Origin of the sequence: Allobosea sp. OAE752, assembly GCF_050433265.1 — a bacterium.
GTDB lineage: Bacteria > Pseudomonadota > Alphaproteobacteria > Rhizobiales > Beijerinckiaceae > Allobosea > Allobosea spartocytisi.
The window spans coordinates 495,236-511,308 of sequence record NZ_JBNPXO010000005.1 but is presented as its reverse complement, the minus strand read 5'-3'; the positions used below and the strand labels follow the sequence as shown (position 1 = coordinate 511,308).

Annotated in this window: 12 protein-coding genes, 1 tRNA gene and 1 pseudogene; 8 read left to right on the top strand and 6 right to left on the bottom strand. The window is 67.6% G+C overall.

Annotated elements, in window-relative coordinates; all coding sequences use genetic code 11:
- Together GGC47_RS16610 and phaC are read right to left on the bottom strand one after the other, a co-directional pair.
- A partial coding sequence (locus tag GGC47_RS16610) for an autotransporter-associated beta strand repeat-containing protein (protein ID WP_429068530.1) occupies positions 1 to 1,073 on the bottom strand: 1,073 nt, incomplete at its 3' end.
- Between the two features lie 681 nt (positions 1,074 to 1,754).
- On the bottom strand, positions 1,755 to 3,578 hold the full coding sequence (gene phaC, locus GGC47_RS16605; RefSeq protein ID WP_112761898.1) for a class I poly(R)-hydroxyalkanoic acid synthase: 1,824 nt from the start codon (positions 3,576 to 3,578) through the stop codon (positions 1,755 to 1,757).
- A 112-nt stretch (positions 3,579 to 3,690) separates the two neighbouring features.
- Here phaC and GGC47_RS16600 point away from each other — a divergent pair, with 112 nt between their 5' ends.
- From GGC47_RS16600 to glpX, 6 genes are all read left to right on the top strand, one after another.
- Positions 3,691 to 4,146: a hypothetical protein gene (locus tag GGC47_RS16600; RefSeq protein ID WP_038368206.1), complete on the top strand. Its 456-nt coding sequence runs from the start codon at positions 3,691 to 3,693 to the stop codon at positions 4,144 to 4,146.
- Between the two features lie 286 nt (positions 4,147 to 4,432).
- Positions 4,433 to 5,653 (top strand): LL-diaminopimelate aminotransferase, encoded by a 1,221-nt coding sequence (locus GGC47_RS16595; RefSeq protein WP_112761900.1) that lies wholly within the window; start codon positions 4,433 to 4,435, stop codon positions 5,651 to 5,653.
- Positions 5,654 to 5,873: 220 nt separating this feature from the next.
- On the top strand, positions 5,874 to 6,308 hold the full coding sequence (locus tag GGC47_RS16590) for a hypothetical protein (protein ID WP_038368203.1): 435 nt from the start codon (positions 5,874 to 5,876) through the stop codon (positions 6,306 to 6,308).
- A 139-nt stretch (positions 6,309 to 6,447) separates the two neighbouring features.
- Complete coding sequence (locus GGC47_RS16585) at positions 6,448 to 7,257, top strand: class I SAM-dependent methyltransferase (protein ID WP_429068529.1); 810 nt, start codon at positions 6,448 to 6,450, stop codon at positions 7,255 to 7,257.
- Between the two features lie 78 nt (positions 7,258 to 7,335).
- The gene (locus GGC47_RS16580) at positions 7,336 to 8,682 is read left to right on the top strand and encodes a homoserine dehydrogenase (RefSeq protein ID WP_133565613.1); all 1,347 of its coding nucleotides are present in this window, start codon (positions 7,336 to 7,338) and stop codon (positions 8,680 to 8,682) included.
- A 47-nt stretch (positions 8,683 to 8,729) separates the two neighbouring features.
- The gene (glpX, locus tag GGC47_RS16575; protein WP_038368195.1) at positions 8,730 to 9,728 is read left to right on the top strand and encodes a class II fructose-bisphosphatase; all 999 of its coding nucleotides are present in this window, start codon (positions 8,730 to 8,732) and stop codon (positions 9,726 to 9,728) included.
- A gap of 166 nt (positions 9,729 to 9,894) precedes the next feature.
- Here glpX and GGC47_RS16570 read toward each other — a convergent pair whose 3' ends face one another.
- Positions 9,895 to 11,550 carry an FAD-binding dehydrogenase gene (locus GGC47_RS16570; protein WP_142020732.1) on the bottom strand — a complete coding sequence of 552 codons (1,656 nt, stop codon included), beginning with the start codon at positions 11,548 to 11,550 and terminating at the stop codon, positions 9,895 to 9,897.
- 134 nt (positions 11,551 to 11,684) lie between these two features.
- Here GGC47_RS16570 and recJ point away from each other — a divergent pair, with 134 nt between their 5' ends.
- On the top strand, positions 11,685 to 13,481 hold the full coding sequence (gene recJ, locus GGC47_RS16565) for a single-stranded-DNA-specific exonuclease RecJ (RefSeq protein ID WP_429068528.1): 1,797 nt from the start codon (positions 11,685 to 11,687) through the stop codon (positions 13,479 to 13,481).
- 130 nt (positions 13,482 to 13,611) lie between these two features.
- Positions 13,612 to 13,686: transfer RNA gene (locus tag GGC47_RS16560), tRNA-Glu, on the top strand.
- Between the two features lie 16 nt (positions 13,687 to 13,702).
- Here GGC47_RS16560 and GGC47_RS16555 read toward each other — a convergent pair.
- The 3 genes and pseudogenes from GGC47_RS16555 to GGC47_RS16545 form a co-directional block, all read right to left on the bottom strand.
- Entirely contained in the window at positions 13,703 to 14,239 is a 537-nt protein-coding gene (locus tag GGC47_RS16555) for a chromate transporter (RefSeq protein ID WP_142020734.1), read from the bottom strand.
- Positions 14,240 to 14,245: 6 nt separating this feature from the next.
- On the bottom strand, positions 14,246 to 14,854 hold the full coding sequence (locus GGC47_RS16550; RefSeq protein ID WP_142020735.1) for a chromate transporter: 609 nt from the start codon (positions 14,852 to 14,854) through the stop codon (positions 14,246 to 14,248).
- A gap of 348 nt (positions 14,855 to 15,202) precedes the next feature.
- A pseudogene (locus tag GGC47_RS16545) lies at positions 15,203 to 15,997 on the bottom strand (endonuclease/exonuclease/phosphatase family protein); the annotation flags it as partial.
- Positions 15,998 to 16,073: the final 76 nt, after the last annotated feature.

Here is a 16,073-nt window from a genome sequence, read left to right as displayed (position 1 = left end):
GTCGTCGCCCCCACCGTGCCGCTGCCGGCGAGCGTCGCGCCGGACTGGACCGTCACCGCCGAGCCGGCGAGCGAGCCGTTCACCGAAAGCGTGCCGCCAGCAATGCTGGTTGGGCCGGTGAAGCTGCTGGTGCCCGTCAAGGACCAGGTGCCGGTCCCGACCTTCTCGAAGCTGTCGAAATTCTGATACTGGGAAAGATCAAGACTGTTGCTGGCCGTTCCGCTGAGACGAAGGCTGTCACCGACCGCAGCCGGGTTCGCGATGACGTTGCCGAAGACCTGCGAGCCGTCCTGAAGCTCCAGATGGATGGCACCCGTCGTCACGCCTGGAGCCAGCTGAATCGCGTTGTTCTGGCCGGCGCCGGCCCGGATCGTGCCGCTATTGATGATGTCGAGGTTGACGGCAGGCCCGTTCGCCCTGATCGCGGGGCTTCCAGCTCCTGCTTCGATCGTCCCGGTATTGACAATCTGACTCCCGCCCTGGCGCACGAGGATGGCTGATTGGCCGGTTGGCGTTCCTGCCCCGCCACGAATGACGCCATGGTTCGTCAGCATGGGAGCAGCTCCCGGGCCACCAAGCTCGACACCGTAGCCCCCCACTCCCGCCGAGCCAGAGCCGCCCTGAAGGAGCCCAAAATTCGTGACGGACGTACCCTGCCGGACGCTAATGGCCGATCCGCCAGACGCGCCGCCAGCGCCTTGGTACGTACCCATGAGCGTAAAGTTGCTATTGCCTATCAAAGCAATCGCACCGCTCGACGACTGAGGAGTCAGTACGAAACCTTGAGTGTCGATCGTGATCGGCTTGAGCGTGGTGGGCCAACTGGTTGAGCCGACAGTGAAGCTCTGGGTCACCACGATCGTCGAGCTGGGGTCGCCATCGCCATTCGCCGTGGTGATGGCACTGCGCAATTGGCCATCGTTGCTGGCGAAATATGTCGCTGCGGATACCGCCGAGGGCAGCGAACAGGCGAGCGCGGCGCCGCTGACGCCAGCAAGAAGCCAACCCTTTCTCCGGCCTACCTTGGTGAGTTTCAGATCGTACCGAAAACGCCCGCCCGCGCCCGCATGCATCGTCTGTCTCCGTAGGCCAACCCAAGGCTGCGCTTATATGATTCGCTCCGTCAGGCAATCGTTATGCCAGGATAAGAAGAATGCGGTGTTACAGCATCGGTGGATTGCAAAGCCGTGCGCGGGCGGCTGCCCATGCGCTGTGAACTGGTCTTCGACTTATCCCCGCGCTTTCCGTCCGGCTTATCCTCGGGCTACCTCATCCCCGAGGGGCAGCCATCCGGAGGTGTGCCGTTGGTGGGGATGAGGTCGGCGCCTGCGGGTGGAGTCACGATCCACTCCCGGGAGGCTTTGGGGCACCGCCCTGGGGACACTACGATCCCTGTGCGAGGAGCTCGCTGGGAACGGCCGATGGCATCACGCCTTCGTCCCATGCCCGAGTAGACGCGACAAGGCGCTGAGCCGAACTGGCGTCGAAAGGGCTCGCGGCGAAAGATGGCCACAGGCCCGATAAGCGCGGCCCAGAGACTGAAGAACGCCGACAAGCGGAGCGCCACGGGGCGTGCGGAGGGTGGCTCAATCCTTCCGCGCCGCATCCTGGCTCAATGGAAGCGGCTTTATATCCAACCGCGCCTCGCGGCGCTCCGCTGCCCCTCACCACCACCGAACGCGGCGACGCGGGCGGGCGAAGACCTTTGCTCCGAGCCTCTGCCTTCTTCCCATCGCGGGCCCGAGGAGGGGAGGCTAGACCTTCACCTTCACATAGGTCCCCGGCGCGTCCGCCAGCGCCTTGAGCTTGCCGCCGCCGGGCTCGCGCGCGGCGACCTTTTTCGGCGCCTGCGCTTCCAGCCAGGCGAACCAATGCGGCCACCAGGAGCCGGGATGCTCCTGCGCCTTGTCCATCCAGCTCTCATAGGAGCCCTTCACCGGGCCGCCGGTCCAGTACTGGTACTTCACCTTGGCGGGTGGGTTGACCACGCCGGCGATATGGCCGGAGCCTGCGACGACGTGCTCCACCGGGCCGCCGAAGCATTGCGAGCCGATGAAGACGGAAGGGGCGGGCGCGATGTGGTCCTCGCGCGTCGCGAGATTGTAGACCGGGATCTTCACGGCCTTCAGGTCGAGCATCTTGCCGCCGATGACCATCTCGCCCCGGGAGAGCTTGTTGTCGAGATAGCAGTTGCGCAGATAGAAGGAGTGGTTCGCCGCCGGCATCCGCGTCGAATCCGCATTCCAGTAGAGCAGGTCGAAGGGGGCGGGCGCCTTGCCCTTCAGGTAGTTGTTGACGGCATAGGACCAGATCAGGTCGTTGGGCCTGAGCATGTTGAACGCGCCCGACATGCGCGAGCCGTCGAGAAAACCGGTCTTCGCCATCTGCTCCTCGATGGCGCGGATCTGCTCCTCGTCGACGAAGACGGAAAGCTCGCCGGCCTTCGAGAAATCGACCTGGGTGGTGAAGAAGGTCGCGCTCTCGATGCGCTTGTCGCCGATCGCGGCCATATAGGCCAGCGTCACGCCCAGCAGCGTGCCGCCGACGCAATAGCCGATCGCCGAAACCTTCTTTTCGCCCGTCGCCTCCTCGACGGCGTCGAGCGCCGCGAAGATGCCCTCGCGCATATAGCTCTCGAAATCCTTGCCGGCATGGCGCGCATCCGGGTTGACCCAGGAGATGCAGAAGACCGTGAGCCCCTGCGCGACGCACCAGCGGATGAAACTCTTCTCGGCATTGAGGTCGAGGATGTAGAACTTGTTGATCCAGGGCGGCACGATCAGCAGCGGCCGCTTCAGCACCTGCGGCGTCGAGGGCGCGTACTGGATCAGCTCTATGATCTCGTTGCGGAAGATCACCTTGCCCGGCGTCGTCGCGATGTTGACGCCGACCGCGAAGGACTGGGCGTCCGACTGGCGGATCTTCAATTCGCCGCCGCCGGCCTCGACATCCTCGGCGAGCATCTTCATGCCGCGCACCAGGTTCTCGCCGTTCTGTTCCAGGGTTTCGCGCAGCAGTTCGGGATTGGTCGCGACGAAATTGGTGGGCGAGAGGGCGCTGGCGATCTGCTTGATGTAGAAGCGGGCCTTGTTGCGCGTATGCGGGTCGAGATCATCAGCCTTGTCGACCATCGTCTCGGCCCAGCGCGAGCCGATGAGATAGGCCTGCTTGATGAAGTCGAAGGTCGGGTGGTTCGACCAGTCCGGGTCCTTGAAGCGGGTGTCGCGCTTGTCCGGCTCGGCGACGGGGGCGACCTCCTCGCCGGCGGCCCGCTTCAGCGCCGCGCTCCACAGGTTGAAGAATTCGCCGGTGAGCGAGGCCTGGGCCTCGATGATCTTCGCCGGGTCGTTCACCCAGCGCTCGGCGACCCGCCCCAGCGTCTTGACCATGTCGCTGGCTTCGTCGGCCTGCCCGGTCTTGGCCTGCCCGCGTTCGAGCGGTTTCAGATAGGCGGCCGTGACCTTGCCGTACTCCTCGAAGAGACGGCCCATATTCTGCGCGAACTGATCGAGATCCGGGGTCGGCGTCCCGGACGCGCCAGCCGCTTCCTTCGATCGGTCGTCGCCCTGCCGGCCCATGAATCGTTTCCCCCTTGTTCTGAGGTTAGCGCATCGCTCCCCATTTTGGTCCTATTAAGGACGCGGCCGGTGTGCTTTACCAAGAAAATTCGTCGAACCGCCGGAAGTCCTCATGCCGATCGAACTCTCCGTGAAAAAGCCGCTCATCCTGTCGGCTGCGCTGCTGGGGCTCTCCCTGGCCGGCTGCGTCGGGGAAGGCCCGGTCAAGAGCTCGGCCGAGGCCATCGGCATGGCGACGACGCCGCAGGAATCGAAAGCCTTCGTCCGCGCGACCCGCCCGGCGGAGATGGAGTATATCCCGGTGGGCTCGTCGATCCCGGTGGCGCAGCTTTGCCCCGGCCCCAATCCTCCGCCGGCCTATGTGCCCTCCGGCCAGGCCGCCCGCTTCAGGACGCCGCCGCCGATCCGCGATCCCAAGGATCCCTGCAAGCCGCGGGCGGGCTTCGAGTCGATCGAGAAGCAGCTCGCGGCAAAGCAGAAGGTCAACGAGGCGGCCGGCAACACGGCGAAATCCCTCGGAGCCGCGACGACGCCGCCGAAGCCGGCCCAGATTCCGCCGCTGAACTGACGCTCTCCGGGCCGTAAGCCCTGCGGGCAGGCGCCCAGGCCTGTTCGCCTATTGGTCGAAGATCGCAATTTCTTGCGTTTTTGGCCCTGTCCTGAACAAAGATGCGGTGCTAAGCAGCCTTGGCGCAAGGAAGTGACCTTGCGCATGAGCGATGCCGCCGGCCGGAGGGTAGATCGTCGCGCGTCCGACGGACGCGGCAGCGGTGGTCTATCCTATTGTTATCGCATCGGATTTTCCGGGAAGTGGACGCCACTTTCCGGATCGGTGCTTCAGGGACCTGTTCGAGATGACCGATTTCCACCGCATCAAGCGCCTGCCGCCTTACGTTTTCGAACAGGTCAACAAGATCAAGGCCGCCGAGCGCGCCAAGGGCGTGGACATCATCGACCTCGGCATGGGCAATCCCGACCTGCCGGCGCCCAAGCACGTCATCGAGAAGCTGGTCGAGACTGCGGGCAAGCCGCGCACCGACCGCTATTCGGCCTCGAAGGGCATCGGCGGCCTGCGCCGGGCCCAGGCGAACTACTATGAGCGTCGCTTCGGCGTGAAACTGAATCCCGAGACGCAGGTCGTCGCGACGCTCGGCTCGAAGGAGGGCTTCGCCAACATGGCGCAGGCCATCACCGGCCCGGGCGATGTCGTGCTGGTGCCGAACCCGAGCTATCCGATCCATGCCTTCGGTTTTCTGATGGCGGGCGGCGTGATTCGCTCCGTCCCGGCCGAGCCGACGCCGGCGATGTTCCCGGCGCTGGAACGGGCGGTGATGCATTCGGTGCCGAAGCCGATCGCGCTCGTCACCTGCTATCCGGCGAACCCGACCGCCTATGTCGCGACGCTCGATTTTTACCGCGACCTCGTCGCCTTCGCGAAGAAGCACGAGCTCATCCTGCTCTCGGACCTCGCCTATGCCGAGGTCTATTTCGACGAGAACAACCCGCCGCCCTCGATGCTGCAGGTGCCGGGCGCGATCGATGTCGCGGTCGAGTTCACCTCGATGTCGAAGACCTTCTCGATGGCCGGCTGGCGCATGGGCTTCGCGGTCGGCAATGAGCGGCTTCTGGCGGCTCTGGCGCGGGTGAAATCCTATCTCGACTACGGCGCCTATACGCCGATCCAGGTCGCCGCCGCCGCCGCGCTCAACGGGCCGGACGACTGCATCCGCGAGATGCGTGACATCTACCGCAAGCGCCGCGACGCGCTGGTCGAGAGCTTCGGCAAGGCCGGCTGGGACTTCCCCGCGCCGGAAGCCTCGATGTTCGCCTGGGTGCCGATCCCGGAGAAATTCCGCCATCTCGGCTCGCTGGAGTTCTCCAAGCTCCTGATCGAGAAGGCCGAGGTCGCGGTGGCGCCGGGCATCGGCTTCGGCGAGCATGGCGACGATTATGTCCGCATCGCCATCGTCGAGAACGAGCAACGCATCCGCCAGGCCGCCCGCAATATCGGCCGCTTCCTGAAGGGCGCCGACGCGACGCTGCACAACGTCATCCAGATGCCGAAGGCGGGGTAGGGCGCGGCGTTTCGACCGTCAGGGCCGTCATGCTCGGGCCTGGCCCGAGCATCTCCTGAAGGAGAGGCGCCTCATCCCGCATGAGATTCTCGGGTCTGCGCTTCGCTTCGCCCGAGAATGACGGTGGCGGCTTTGCGCTGCCTCTGGACCCCGCCGCCAAAACATGGGAACCGGGACGGTGCGGAAGGGAGATTCCGTATCGCGTCCGGGGCTCGCTTCCATGCAACGAAAAGGCCGCCTTATCGGCATCGGCTTCGCCGCTTTCGCGGCGGTCTGCCTGGTGGCGACCTATGATTACTCCAAGGGCCGCATCACCGACACCAGCTCCGATTTGGTCCGGGACGTCCTGGCGTCATCCGGCAATGCCCGCGAATGCGCGCGCGACGTGACCGATGTGGTTTCGCGGCGGATCCCGATCGGCACGGAGAGGGCGGAGGCCGAGCGCATTCTCGCCGATGCGACGATCGATCCGCCGAAGCCGTGGTTCTGGACGCCCGACGTCGAGAACAGCACGGTCTCGGAAGGCCAGACGCTGGAAGCGCTGCGCACGATCAAGGCGACGGCCTTCGTCAGCAATCTGCTGCGGGTCTATCTCTCCTTCGATGACGGCAAGGTGAAGCGCGTCGCCGCCGAGGTGATCTGCCATTTCGGCTGAGAGGCGTTGCGGGGGCCGCTGAAGCGGCTTGTCGGTTGGATCAGCGCTGAGTCCCGCAATTCGCGGCTCCGAACAAGGCGGTTCCGTTACGTCAGTCGCTGGGCTATCCTGCGCGAGGGCTGCTGCGACAGGTGCTGCCATGGAAGAGACGGACAAGGTTTTCACCGGTCCCATTCCGCAGATCTACGACCGGCTGCTCGTACCCCTGATCTTTCAACCCTATGCCGAGGATCTGGCGGCTCGCGTCATGGCCGCTCGGCCCGCTCATGTTCTCGAGCTCGCGGCGGGGACCGGCGCTCTGACGCATGCGATGGCGGCGCGCCTCGATGGGGCGAGCATCGTCGCGACGGATCTCAACCAGGCGATGCTCGACATCGCCGCCGCACGGTTTGCGGGGGACGCCAGGATCGTTTGCCGGCAAGCGGACGCGCTCGATCTGCCCTTCGCGGATGAGAGTTTCGATGTTGTCGCCTGCCAGTTCGGCGCGATGTTTTTCCCCGACAAGCCGAAGGGTTATCGCGAGGCCCGGCGTGTCCTGCGGCCGGGTGGGCGCTATCTCTTCAATGTCTGGGATGCGGTCGCCCGCAACGATTTCACGGCGGTGCTGCTGGACGCGCTGGCCGAGGTTTTTCCGGCCGATCCTCCGCGTTTCATCGAGCGCACGCCGCATGGCTATCATGATCTCGGAATGATCGAGCTCGATGTCATGGCCGGTGGCTTCGGGATGCCGGTGATCGAGCGCGTCGAGAAGCGTTCCCGCGCCAATTCCGCGTTGGATGTCGCGACCGGCTTCTGCCAGGGCACGCCGATCCGCGGCGAGATCGAGGCGCGCGGCGCGCCGGGGCTGGCGGCCGCGACCGAGGCCGTGGCGAAGGCGCTGGAGCTTCGCTTCGGCTCCGGCCCGATCGAAGGAGGCATCTCCGCCTTCGTCGTTTCGGCCGAGCGCTAGTCGTGCCGGAGCGATTTCGCAGGGCTGGGAGTGTCGCTCTCCGTTGACACGCATCGCGCCTCATGCGACCCCGCGCCCATGACCAGCGCTGTCCTCCCGAACGTCTCCCAGCCTCTGCGCATCGGCCTCGCCGGTCTCGGCACGGTCGGCGCCTCGGTGCTGAAGATCCTGCAACGGCAGGAGAACGCGCTTGCCGCGCGCTGCGGCCGGGCGATCCGCGTCGTCGCCGTCTCGGCGCGCGACCGCAAGCGCGATCGTGGGATCGATCTCGGCGGTTTCACCTGGTTCGACGATCCGGTGGCGCTGGCGAAATCGGCCGAGGTCGATTGCGTGGTCGAATTGATGGGCGGTTCGGACGGCCCGGCCAAGGCGGCGGTCGAGGCCGCGCTCTCGGCCGGCAAGCATGTCGTCACCGCCAACAAGGCGCTGCTTGCGGCCCATGGCGTCGCGCTCGCGGAACTCGCCGAGAGCAACGGTGTGGCGCTCGCCTTCGAGGCCTCCTCGGCCGGCGGCATCCCGGTGGTGAAGACGCTGCGCGAGGCGCTGGCCGGTAACAATGTCAGCCGCATCTCCGGCATCCTCAACGGCACCTGCAACTACATCCTCTCGCGGATGGAGCAGGAGGGGCTGACCTTCGAAGCCTGCCTGGCGGACGCCCAGCGCCTCGGCTATGCCGAAGCGGACCCGACCTTCGACGTCGAGGGCTTCGACACCGCCCATAAGCTCGCCATCCTGACCAGCCTCTCCTTCGGCACGAAGATCGACGCCGAAGCGATTCATGTCGAAGGCATTTCCGCGATCACGCCGCTCGATCTGCGCATGGCCGACGAGCTCGGCTACCGCATCAAGCTGCTCGGCGTCGCCGAGCGCACCAAGACCGGCATCGAGCAGCGCGTGCACCCGACCATGGTGCCGAAAGCCTCCGCCATCGCGCAGGTGATGGGCGTGCTCAACGCCGTCAGCATCGATGCCGACGCGGTCCGCGAGATCACGCTGGTCGGCCCCGGCGCCGGCGGCGATCCGACGGCCTCGGCCGTGGTGGCCGACATCGCCGATGTCGCGCGCGGCACGGCGGGACTGCCCTTCGGCCTGCCGGTCGGGCGACTGGAGGAGCCGACGCGCGCGCCGATGCAGCGTCACGAAGGCGGCTACTATGTCCGCCTTGCCGTAGCGGACCGTCCCGGTGCTGCGGCTGCGATCGCAACCCGCATGGCCGAAGCCGACATCTCGCTGGAAAGCATCGTCCAGCGCCGCTCGCCGGAAGCCGTGAACCGCGATCCGGGCGGCCGCTCGGGCGCGCCGGTGCCGGTCGTGCTCATCACCTACGCCACGAGCGAATCCGCCATCCGGGCGGCGCTGGAAAAGGTCACGGCCGACGGCCATGTCGCGGAACCGCCGCAAGTCATCCGCATAGAGCGGGAATAGGCCTTCGGGTCGATTCCGCCCGCCATATTGCAAGGGGAAACCATTTCATGTCCGTCGATCTCCGTATCTCCCCGGATCAGATCATCGAGCGCTATCTCTCGATGGAGCTGGTGCGCGTCACCGAGCGCGCCGCCGTTTCCGCCGCGCGCCTGCGAGGCCATGGCAACGAGAAGGCCGCCGACCAGGCCGCCGTCGACGCCATGCGCCGCGAACTGAACCGCCTGCCCATCGATGGCGAGATCGTCATCGGCGAAGGCGAGCGCGACGAGGCGCCGATGCTCTTCATCGGTGAGAAGGTCGGCAACAAGCAGGGGCCGAAGGTGCACATCGCGGTCGACCCGCTCGAGGGCACGACGCTTTGCGCAAAGGACATGCCGGGCTCGATCGCCGTGATGGCCATGGCCGGCGCCGGCAGCCTGCTCTACGCACCCGACGTCTACATGGACAAGATCGCCTGCGGCCCGGGCTATGCCAAAGGCGTGATCGACCTCGACGCCTCGCCGGCCGACAACATCAACGCGCTGGCCAAGGCCAAGGGCGTGAAGCCGCATGAGATCTCGACGCTGATCATGGACCGCCCGCGCCATGCCAAGCTGATCGAGGAGGTCCGCAAGACCGGCTGCTCGATCCGCCTGATCACCGACGGCGACGTGGCCGGCGTGATCTTCTGCACCCAGCCGGAGAAGACCGGCATCGACCTCTATCTCGGCATCGGCGGCGCGCCCGAGGGCGTGCTGGCGGCGGCTGCGCTGCGTTGCGTCGGCGGCCAGATGCAGGGCCGGCTGATCCTCGACACCGAGGAGAAGCGCGTGCGCGCGGCGGGCATGGGCGTCAAGGACCCGAACAAGAAGTACGACATGTCGGAGATGGCCTCGGGCGACGTCATCGTCTGCGCCACCGGCGTCACCGATGGCGGGCTGCTCTCGGGCGTGAAGTTCGGCAAGGACTTCATCGAGACCGAGACGCTGGTCTATCGCTCGATCACCGGCACGGTCCGCCGCATCTTCGGCGAGCATCGCGAATTCTCGAAGTTCCAGCTCGATTGAGCGGAGCCGTGTTTCCGGCGCCGGCCTTTGGCCTGCGCCGGAAATTGCAATAGGGCGTCATTCTCGGGCTTGACGCGGGAATCTCAGGCCGAGAGAGGCGCTGGAGCCTCCATCGTCATAAGATTCTCGGGTCAAGCCCGAGCATGACGGCGCTACGCCGCCGGTCTTATCCCACTGCCTCCGCGGCCGCTCGCCCGGCCGCCCTCCCCGAGAAGATGCAGCCGCCGAGGAAGGTGCCTTCCAGCGCGCGGTAGCCATGCAGGCCGCCGCCGCCGAAGCCGGCCGCTTCTCCCGCCGCATAGAGCCCTGGCACCGGCTCGCCCACGGCGTCGAGCACGCGCGACGACAGATCCGTCATCAGCCCGCCCAGCGACTTCCGCGTCAGGATGTTGAGCCTGACCGCGATCAGCGGACCATGGGCGGGGTCGAGGATGCGGTGCGGCTTTGCCGTGCGGATCAATCGGTCGCCGAGATAGGCCCGCGCGCCGCGCAGCGCTACGACCTGCATGTCCTTGCCGAAGGGGTTGGCGAGCGCCCGGTCACGCGCTTCGATCTGCCCGCGCAGATGCGCCTCGTCGATCAGCGCCTCGCCGGCGAGCGCATTCATGCGCGCGACGAGGCGCGAGAAGTCGGTTTCGACGATGAAGTCCTCGCCCTTGTCCATGAAGGCCTGCACCGGCCCCGGTACGCCGCCGCCCGCGCGCTTCAGCACCTGCCGCCAGCTCTTGCCGGTGAGGTCCGGGTTCTGCTCCGAGCCGGACAACGCGAATTCCTTGGCGATGATGCTGCGGCTGAGCACGAACCAGGAATGACCATGGCCGGTCTTCATGATGTGCTCGAGCGTGCCCAGCGTGTCGAAGCCGGGAAAGAGCGGCACCGGCAGCCGGTTGCCGCGCGCATCGAACCAGAGCGAGGAGGGACCGGGCAGGATGCGGATCGCGTGCCGCGGCCAGATCGGCGCCCAATTGGCGATGCCCTCGACATAGTGCCACATCCGGTCGCCGTTGATCAGCCGGCCGCCAGCGGCTTCCGCGACCGCAAGAATCGCGCCGTCGACATGATCGGGCACACCGGAGAGCAGCCGGGCAGGGGCCTTGCCCAGGCGTTCCGGCCAATTCGCCCGGACGAGGTCGTGATTGCCGCCGATGCCGCCGGAGGTGACGATCACCGCCTGCGCCTTCAGTGAAAAATGCCCGGCGACGGTGCGGCCGCTCTTCTCGCCACGGCCGACGGCACTCGGCTCGAGGACTTCACCCTCGACGCCATCGACCGCGCCGCCGCTCTGCGTGATGCCGGTGACGCGGTGGCGGAAGCGGAACGAGAGCAGCCCCTTGGCTTCGGCCTCCTTGGCGCGGCGCAGGAAGGGTTCCAGCACGCCGGGTCCGGTGCCCCAGGTGACATGAAAGCGCGGCACCGAATTGCCGTGGCCGGTGGCGAGATAGCCGCCGCGCTCGGCCCAGCCGACGACCGGGAACCAGCGCATGCCCATGCCGTGCAGCCAGGCCCGCTTCTCGCCCGCTGCGAAATCGAGATAGGCCTTTGCCCAGCGCTGCGGCCATTCATCCTCCGGCCGGTCGAAGCCGGCCGAGCCGAACCAGTCATCCGCCGCCAATTCGCGCGAATCGCGGATGCGCAGCCGCCGTTGCTCCGGGCTGTCGATGAAGAACAGTCCGCCGAAGGACCAGAAGGCCTGTCCGCCGAGCGAGGCTTCCGGCTCCTGGTCGAGCAGCACGACCTTCCGGCCCGCATCCACGATCTCGCAGGCGGCGACGAGGCCGGACAGGCCGGCGCCGACGATGACGACGTCGGTTTCTGTTTCCATGCGCGTTTCCTGTCCGATCCTGCGCCTTGGCCGGCTGCTTGTGCACAGTATGGCGCCCGGTTACCGGCCGGCCAAGTTCGACGCTGGTTGACCTTCCGTCCCGCTTGCGCGACGCCGGGAGCACGATGAGTCTGATGCAGCCCCGTGCTTTTCTCGGCGTGACCCGTTCGGCGCTCGGCCGACCCTGGCGCGACCGGCTCGACATGGCCGGCCTCGGCCGCGCCGAGGCGTTGAGCCAGCAGCAGGGCTTGCCCGACATCCTCGCGCGCCTGCTGGCCGCCCGCGATGTCGAGCCGGCCGAGGCGCTGCGCTTCCTCGAGCCGAAGCTGCGCGATCTCCTGCCCGATCCCGCCATCCTCACGGACATGCAAGCCGCCGCCGCGCGGCTGGCGCGGGCCGGTGCCGCCCGCGAGCAGGTCGCGATCTTCGGCGACTACGACGTCGATGGCGCCTGCTCCTCCGCTCTGCTTGCCGGCTTCCTGGAGCAGGCCGGCGCCCGCCCGCGCATCCATATCCCCGACCGGCTGATCGAGGGCTACGGCCCCAACAGCGAGGCCATCCGCATGCTGGCGGCGGAGGGCGCGACGCTGCTCGTGACCGTGGATTGCGGCACCACCAGCGATGAGCCTCTGGCCGAGGCCCGCCGGCTCGGGCTCGATGTCGTCGTGCTCGACCATCACCAGGCGCCGGAGCGGCTGCCGGCCGTCGAGGCGCTGGTCAATCCCAATCGTCAGGACGATCTCTCCGGCCTGGGGCATCTGTGCGCCGCCGGCGTCGTCTTCCTCGCCCTCGTCGCGACCAGCCGGGAACTGCGCCGGCAGGGTATTTGGGCCGAGCGTGGTGGCGAGCCCGACCTGCTCGCGATGCTCGATCTCGTCGCGCTGGCAACGGTCGCGGATGTCGTGCCGCTGCGTGGGCTGAACCGCGCCTTCGTCCGGCAGGGCATCGCCATGATGCGCGCGCGCATCCGGCCGGGCCTGACCGCGCTGATGGATGTCGCCGGCCTCGACGGGCCGGTCCAGCCCTGGCATCTCGGCTTCCTGCTCGGCCCGCGCATCAATGCCGGCGGGCGCATCGGCGATGCCGCTCTCGGCGCCCGCCTCCTGCTCACCGCCGACGAGGTCGAGGCGCGTGCCATCGCCGCCGAGCTCAACCGCCTCAACCAGGAGCGGCAGGAGATCGAGCGCCTCGCCGTGCTGGAGGCCGTCTCGCAGGCGGAGCATGAGCTCGCCGGCGCGAATGAGAGCCTGCCGGTCCTGCTCGCGGGCAGCGCCGACTGGCACCCCGGCATCGTCGGGCTGGTGGCGGCACGATTGAAGGAGCGCTTCCGCCGCCCGGCTTTCGCGCTGGCGCTGAACGGGGAGGGCGGCGCCACCGGCTCGGGCCGCTCGGTCGCGGGCGTCGATCTCGGCCGGGCCGTGTGCGCGGCGGTCGAGGCCGGCATGGCGGTGAAAGGCGGCGGCCACGCCATGGCGGCCGGCGTGACGCTCGGGCGCGGACAGGCGAATGCCTTCCACGCCTTCCTGAACGAGCATCTTGCGCGCGAGGTCGCAGGCGCCAGCGAGGCCGAGGCGCTGCTGGTCGATGCCGCCTTGAGCGCGGGGGGCGCCAGCCCGCGCCTCATCGCCGAGATCGAGAAGGCCGGACCTTTCGGCTCAGGCAGCCCCGAGCCGGTCTTCGTCTTCCCCGCCCATCGCTTGACCGATGCCATCCCGATCGGCAGTGGCGGCCATATCCGTATCAAGCTGCGCAGCGGCGATGGGGCCAGCATCGGCGGCGTCGCCTTCCGCGCGGCACAGGAGCCGCTCGGGCAGGCCCTGATCGCAGCCCGCGGCGAAATGGTCCATCTCGCCGCGACCTTGAGCCTCAATCGCTGGGGCGGCAACGAGACGGCGGAGCTGCGGATCCTCGATCTCGTCAGGGTCGTCTAGGCGCGGCCGCCCGGCTTGCTTTGAAAATGGGAGGTCGGCTCACGATTCTTGTGAACGGGTGCTTGCGAAGCGGCACGCCCGCCACTATACCTCGCCCCGCTTCGCAACGCGGCCCCGGCCGCGAGAGCACGCGACCTTCGTCTATCGGTTAGGACACCAGCCTTTCACGCTGGGGAGACGGGTTCGACTCCCGTAGGTCGCGCCATTTTCTGCGAAGCGATTCAAATCAGCGCCGCCATGTGCAGCAGGACGAAGCAGCCCGCTCCGCCGCCGATCAGCACGAGCGGATTGATCGGCGTCGCCATCAGCAGCGCGGTCGAGGCCAACGCCAGCCCGCGCCCGATCCAGCCGCTGTCGAGCGAATTGATCAGCACGTAGCTCGCCGCCAGGATCATCCCGGCCGCGACGGGCCGCAGGCCTCTTTCCAGCGCCTTGAGCAATCGCGCGCCCTCGAAGCGCGACCAGATATGGGCGACACCGTAGATCAGCAGCGCGGTCGGCCCGAAGATGCCGATGGTCGCCGCCAGCGCGCCCCAGAAGCCGGCGATGCGCCAGCCGATCAGCGTCGCGAGCAGCGAGCCCGGGCCCGGCGCCAGCCGCGAGATCGCGAAGGCGTCGACGAATTGGGAGGCGGTCATCCAGCCATGCACGTCGACGATCTGGCGGTGCATGTCTGCAACGGCGCTTTGCCCGCCGCCGATCGTCACCAGCGATAGCGGCAGGAAGACCAGCAGGATGCTGATGGCGATGGCCGGCATTGTCCGTCAGCCCTGGTGGTAGGTCACGGCGACGCTGAGCGAGCCGGCGACGAGCACCGTCCAGATCAGCGGCAATTGCAGGATGGCGACCGCGGCGAAGGTGGCGGCCATGATCGCGAGCGGGAACACGCGGCGCGGCACGCGCCGCGCGGCGACGAGCCCCATCGAGAGCGACAGCCCGATTGCGGCGCAGGCGGCGCCCGCAAGCGCGACATGGGTCAATTCGAAGCCGGCGAGCGCGGTGAAGACGGTGCTGATCAGCGTGATCACGATGGCGGCCGGCACGATGATGCCGAGCCAGGAGGCGATGGCGCCGTTGCGCCCGCCGAGCTTGTAGCCGATCCAGATCGCCATATTGGTGACGTTGACCCCCGGCAGTGCCTGCGCGATCGAGAGCCCGTTCAGGAAATCCTCCTCGCTCATCAGCTTGCGCCGCTGCACGAACTCCCGCAGCAGCCAGCCGCTCAGGCCGCCGCCGAAGCTGGTCAACCCGATGCGCGTGAAGATCAGGAAGAGCTGCACCGCGCCCGGGTGTTCGGCGGGGGCGTCGTTCCGGTCTTTTGGGAGCGCCGCGTTCCGGCTTTCGGGCTGAGGCGTTGGGGAGGAATCCGGCATCTCAACTCCGGGAGACGAGCGACTCTGGAACGTCCCACATTGCCGGCTTTGTCCCGGCTGGCCAGCACGCCCGCGCATGCTGGTCATGACCGGCGCGACGAGGGGCGGGGTGCGCCTGTTTCATCAGCGCGAAGGAGGCTCGCGCCGCCGCAAGGTGCGGCTGACGGCCCGTTTCAGGCGGACGCCGGCTTTCCGGACGAGTTCGCGGTTGCGCCGCTCGCCGGTGTCGCCCGAGAGCGCCTCCGGCAAGGGCAGGGGGCGTTCAGACAGCATGGTGTGCGTGGCCTCGCTTGCTGTCGCGGCATCGGTTTCCGCGCTCTCGGGAAGGGCGAGGCCCTGCAGGCCGGGATCGACATAGGCCTTGATCGGCAGATGGTCCGAGGCGGCCCTTGCCAGCGGCGTGTCGTGGACTTCGACATCGGACAGGATTTCCGGCCGGTTGGCGATGATGCGGTCGAGCGCCAGGAGCGGCAGGCCGGAGGGAAAGCTTGGCACCGGCACCGGCAGCCTGCCGAAGGCCGGACCCAGCTCCTTGAGCGAGGAGCGCTCGCCGAGGCGCCATTCGTTGAGGTCTCCCAGCAGGAGGGTGGGGCGCTCGTCCCGGCTTTGCATGATCTCGATCAGCCGGCGCGCCTGCTGCGAGCGCGAGCGCCGGAGCAGGCCGAAATGAGCGGCGACGAGCCTGAGCGCCGCGCCGCTTTCGAGGTCGAGATCGACGACGAGTGCGCCGCGTGGCTCGAGCCCCGGCAGGCTCACCTGATGGACGTCCTGTACGATGCCACGCCGGAACAGCACGACATTGCCGCGCCAGCCATGGGCCCGGCTCGCATTGCCGAGCGGGACCGGCACCAGCCCGGTTTCCTGCTCGAGCCAGGTGAGGTCGAGCAGGCCCTCGCGCTCGCCGAAGCGCTTGTCGGCCTCCTGCAGGGCAATGACGTCGGGGCCGATCTCGGCGATGACGCGGGCGATCCGCTCCGGATCGAAGCGGCCGTCGACGCCGACGCATTTATGGACATTGTAGGACGCGACCAGCGTGCCGGAGAGCCGTTCGCCGGCGATGCCGGAAAGGGTTCCCGTCCGGTTCCTGCGCTGGCGGAGCGAGGAGATGATGCTGGCCCGCAGGCTTGGGCTCTTCTTCTGCATCGCTGCGCCAGCCTGTGTCGGCACGGAATCGAATCGGGCGGACCCGCAGTCTATACTGCCGAGGAGGCCGGGCTCG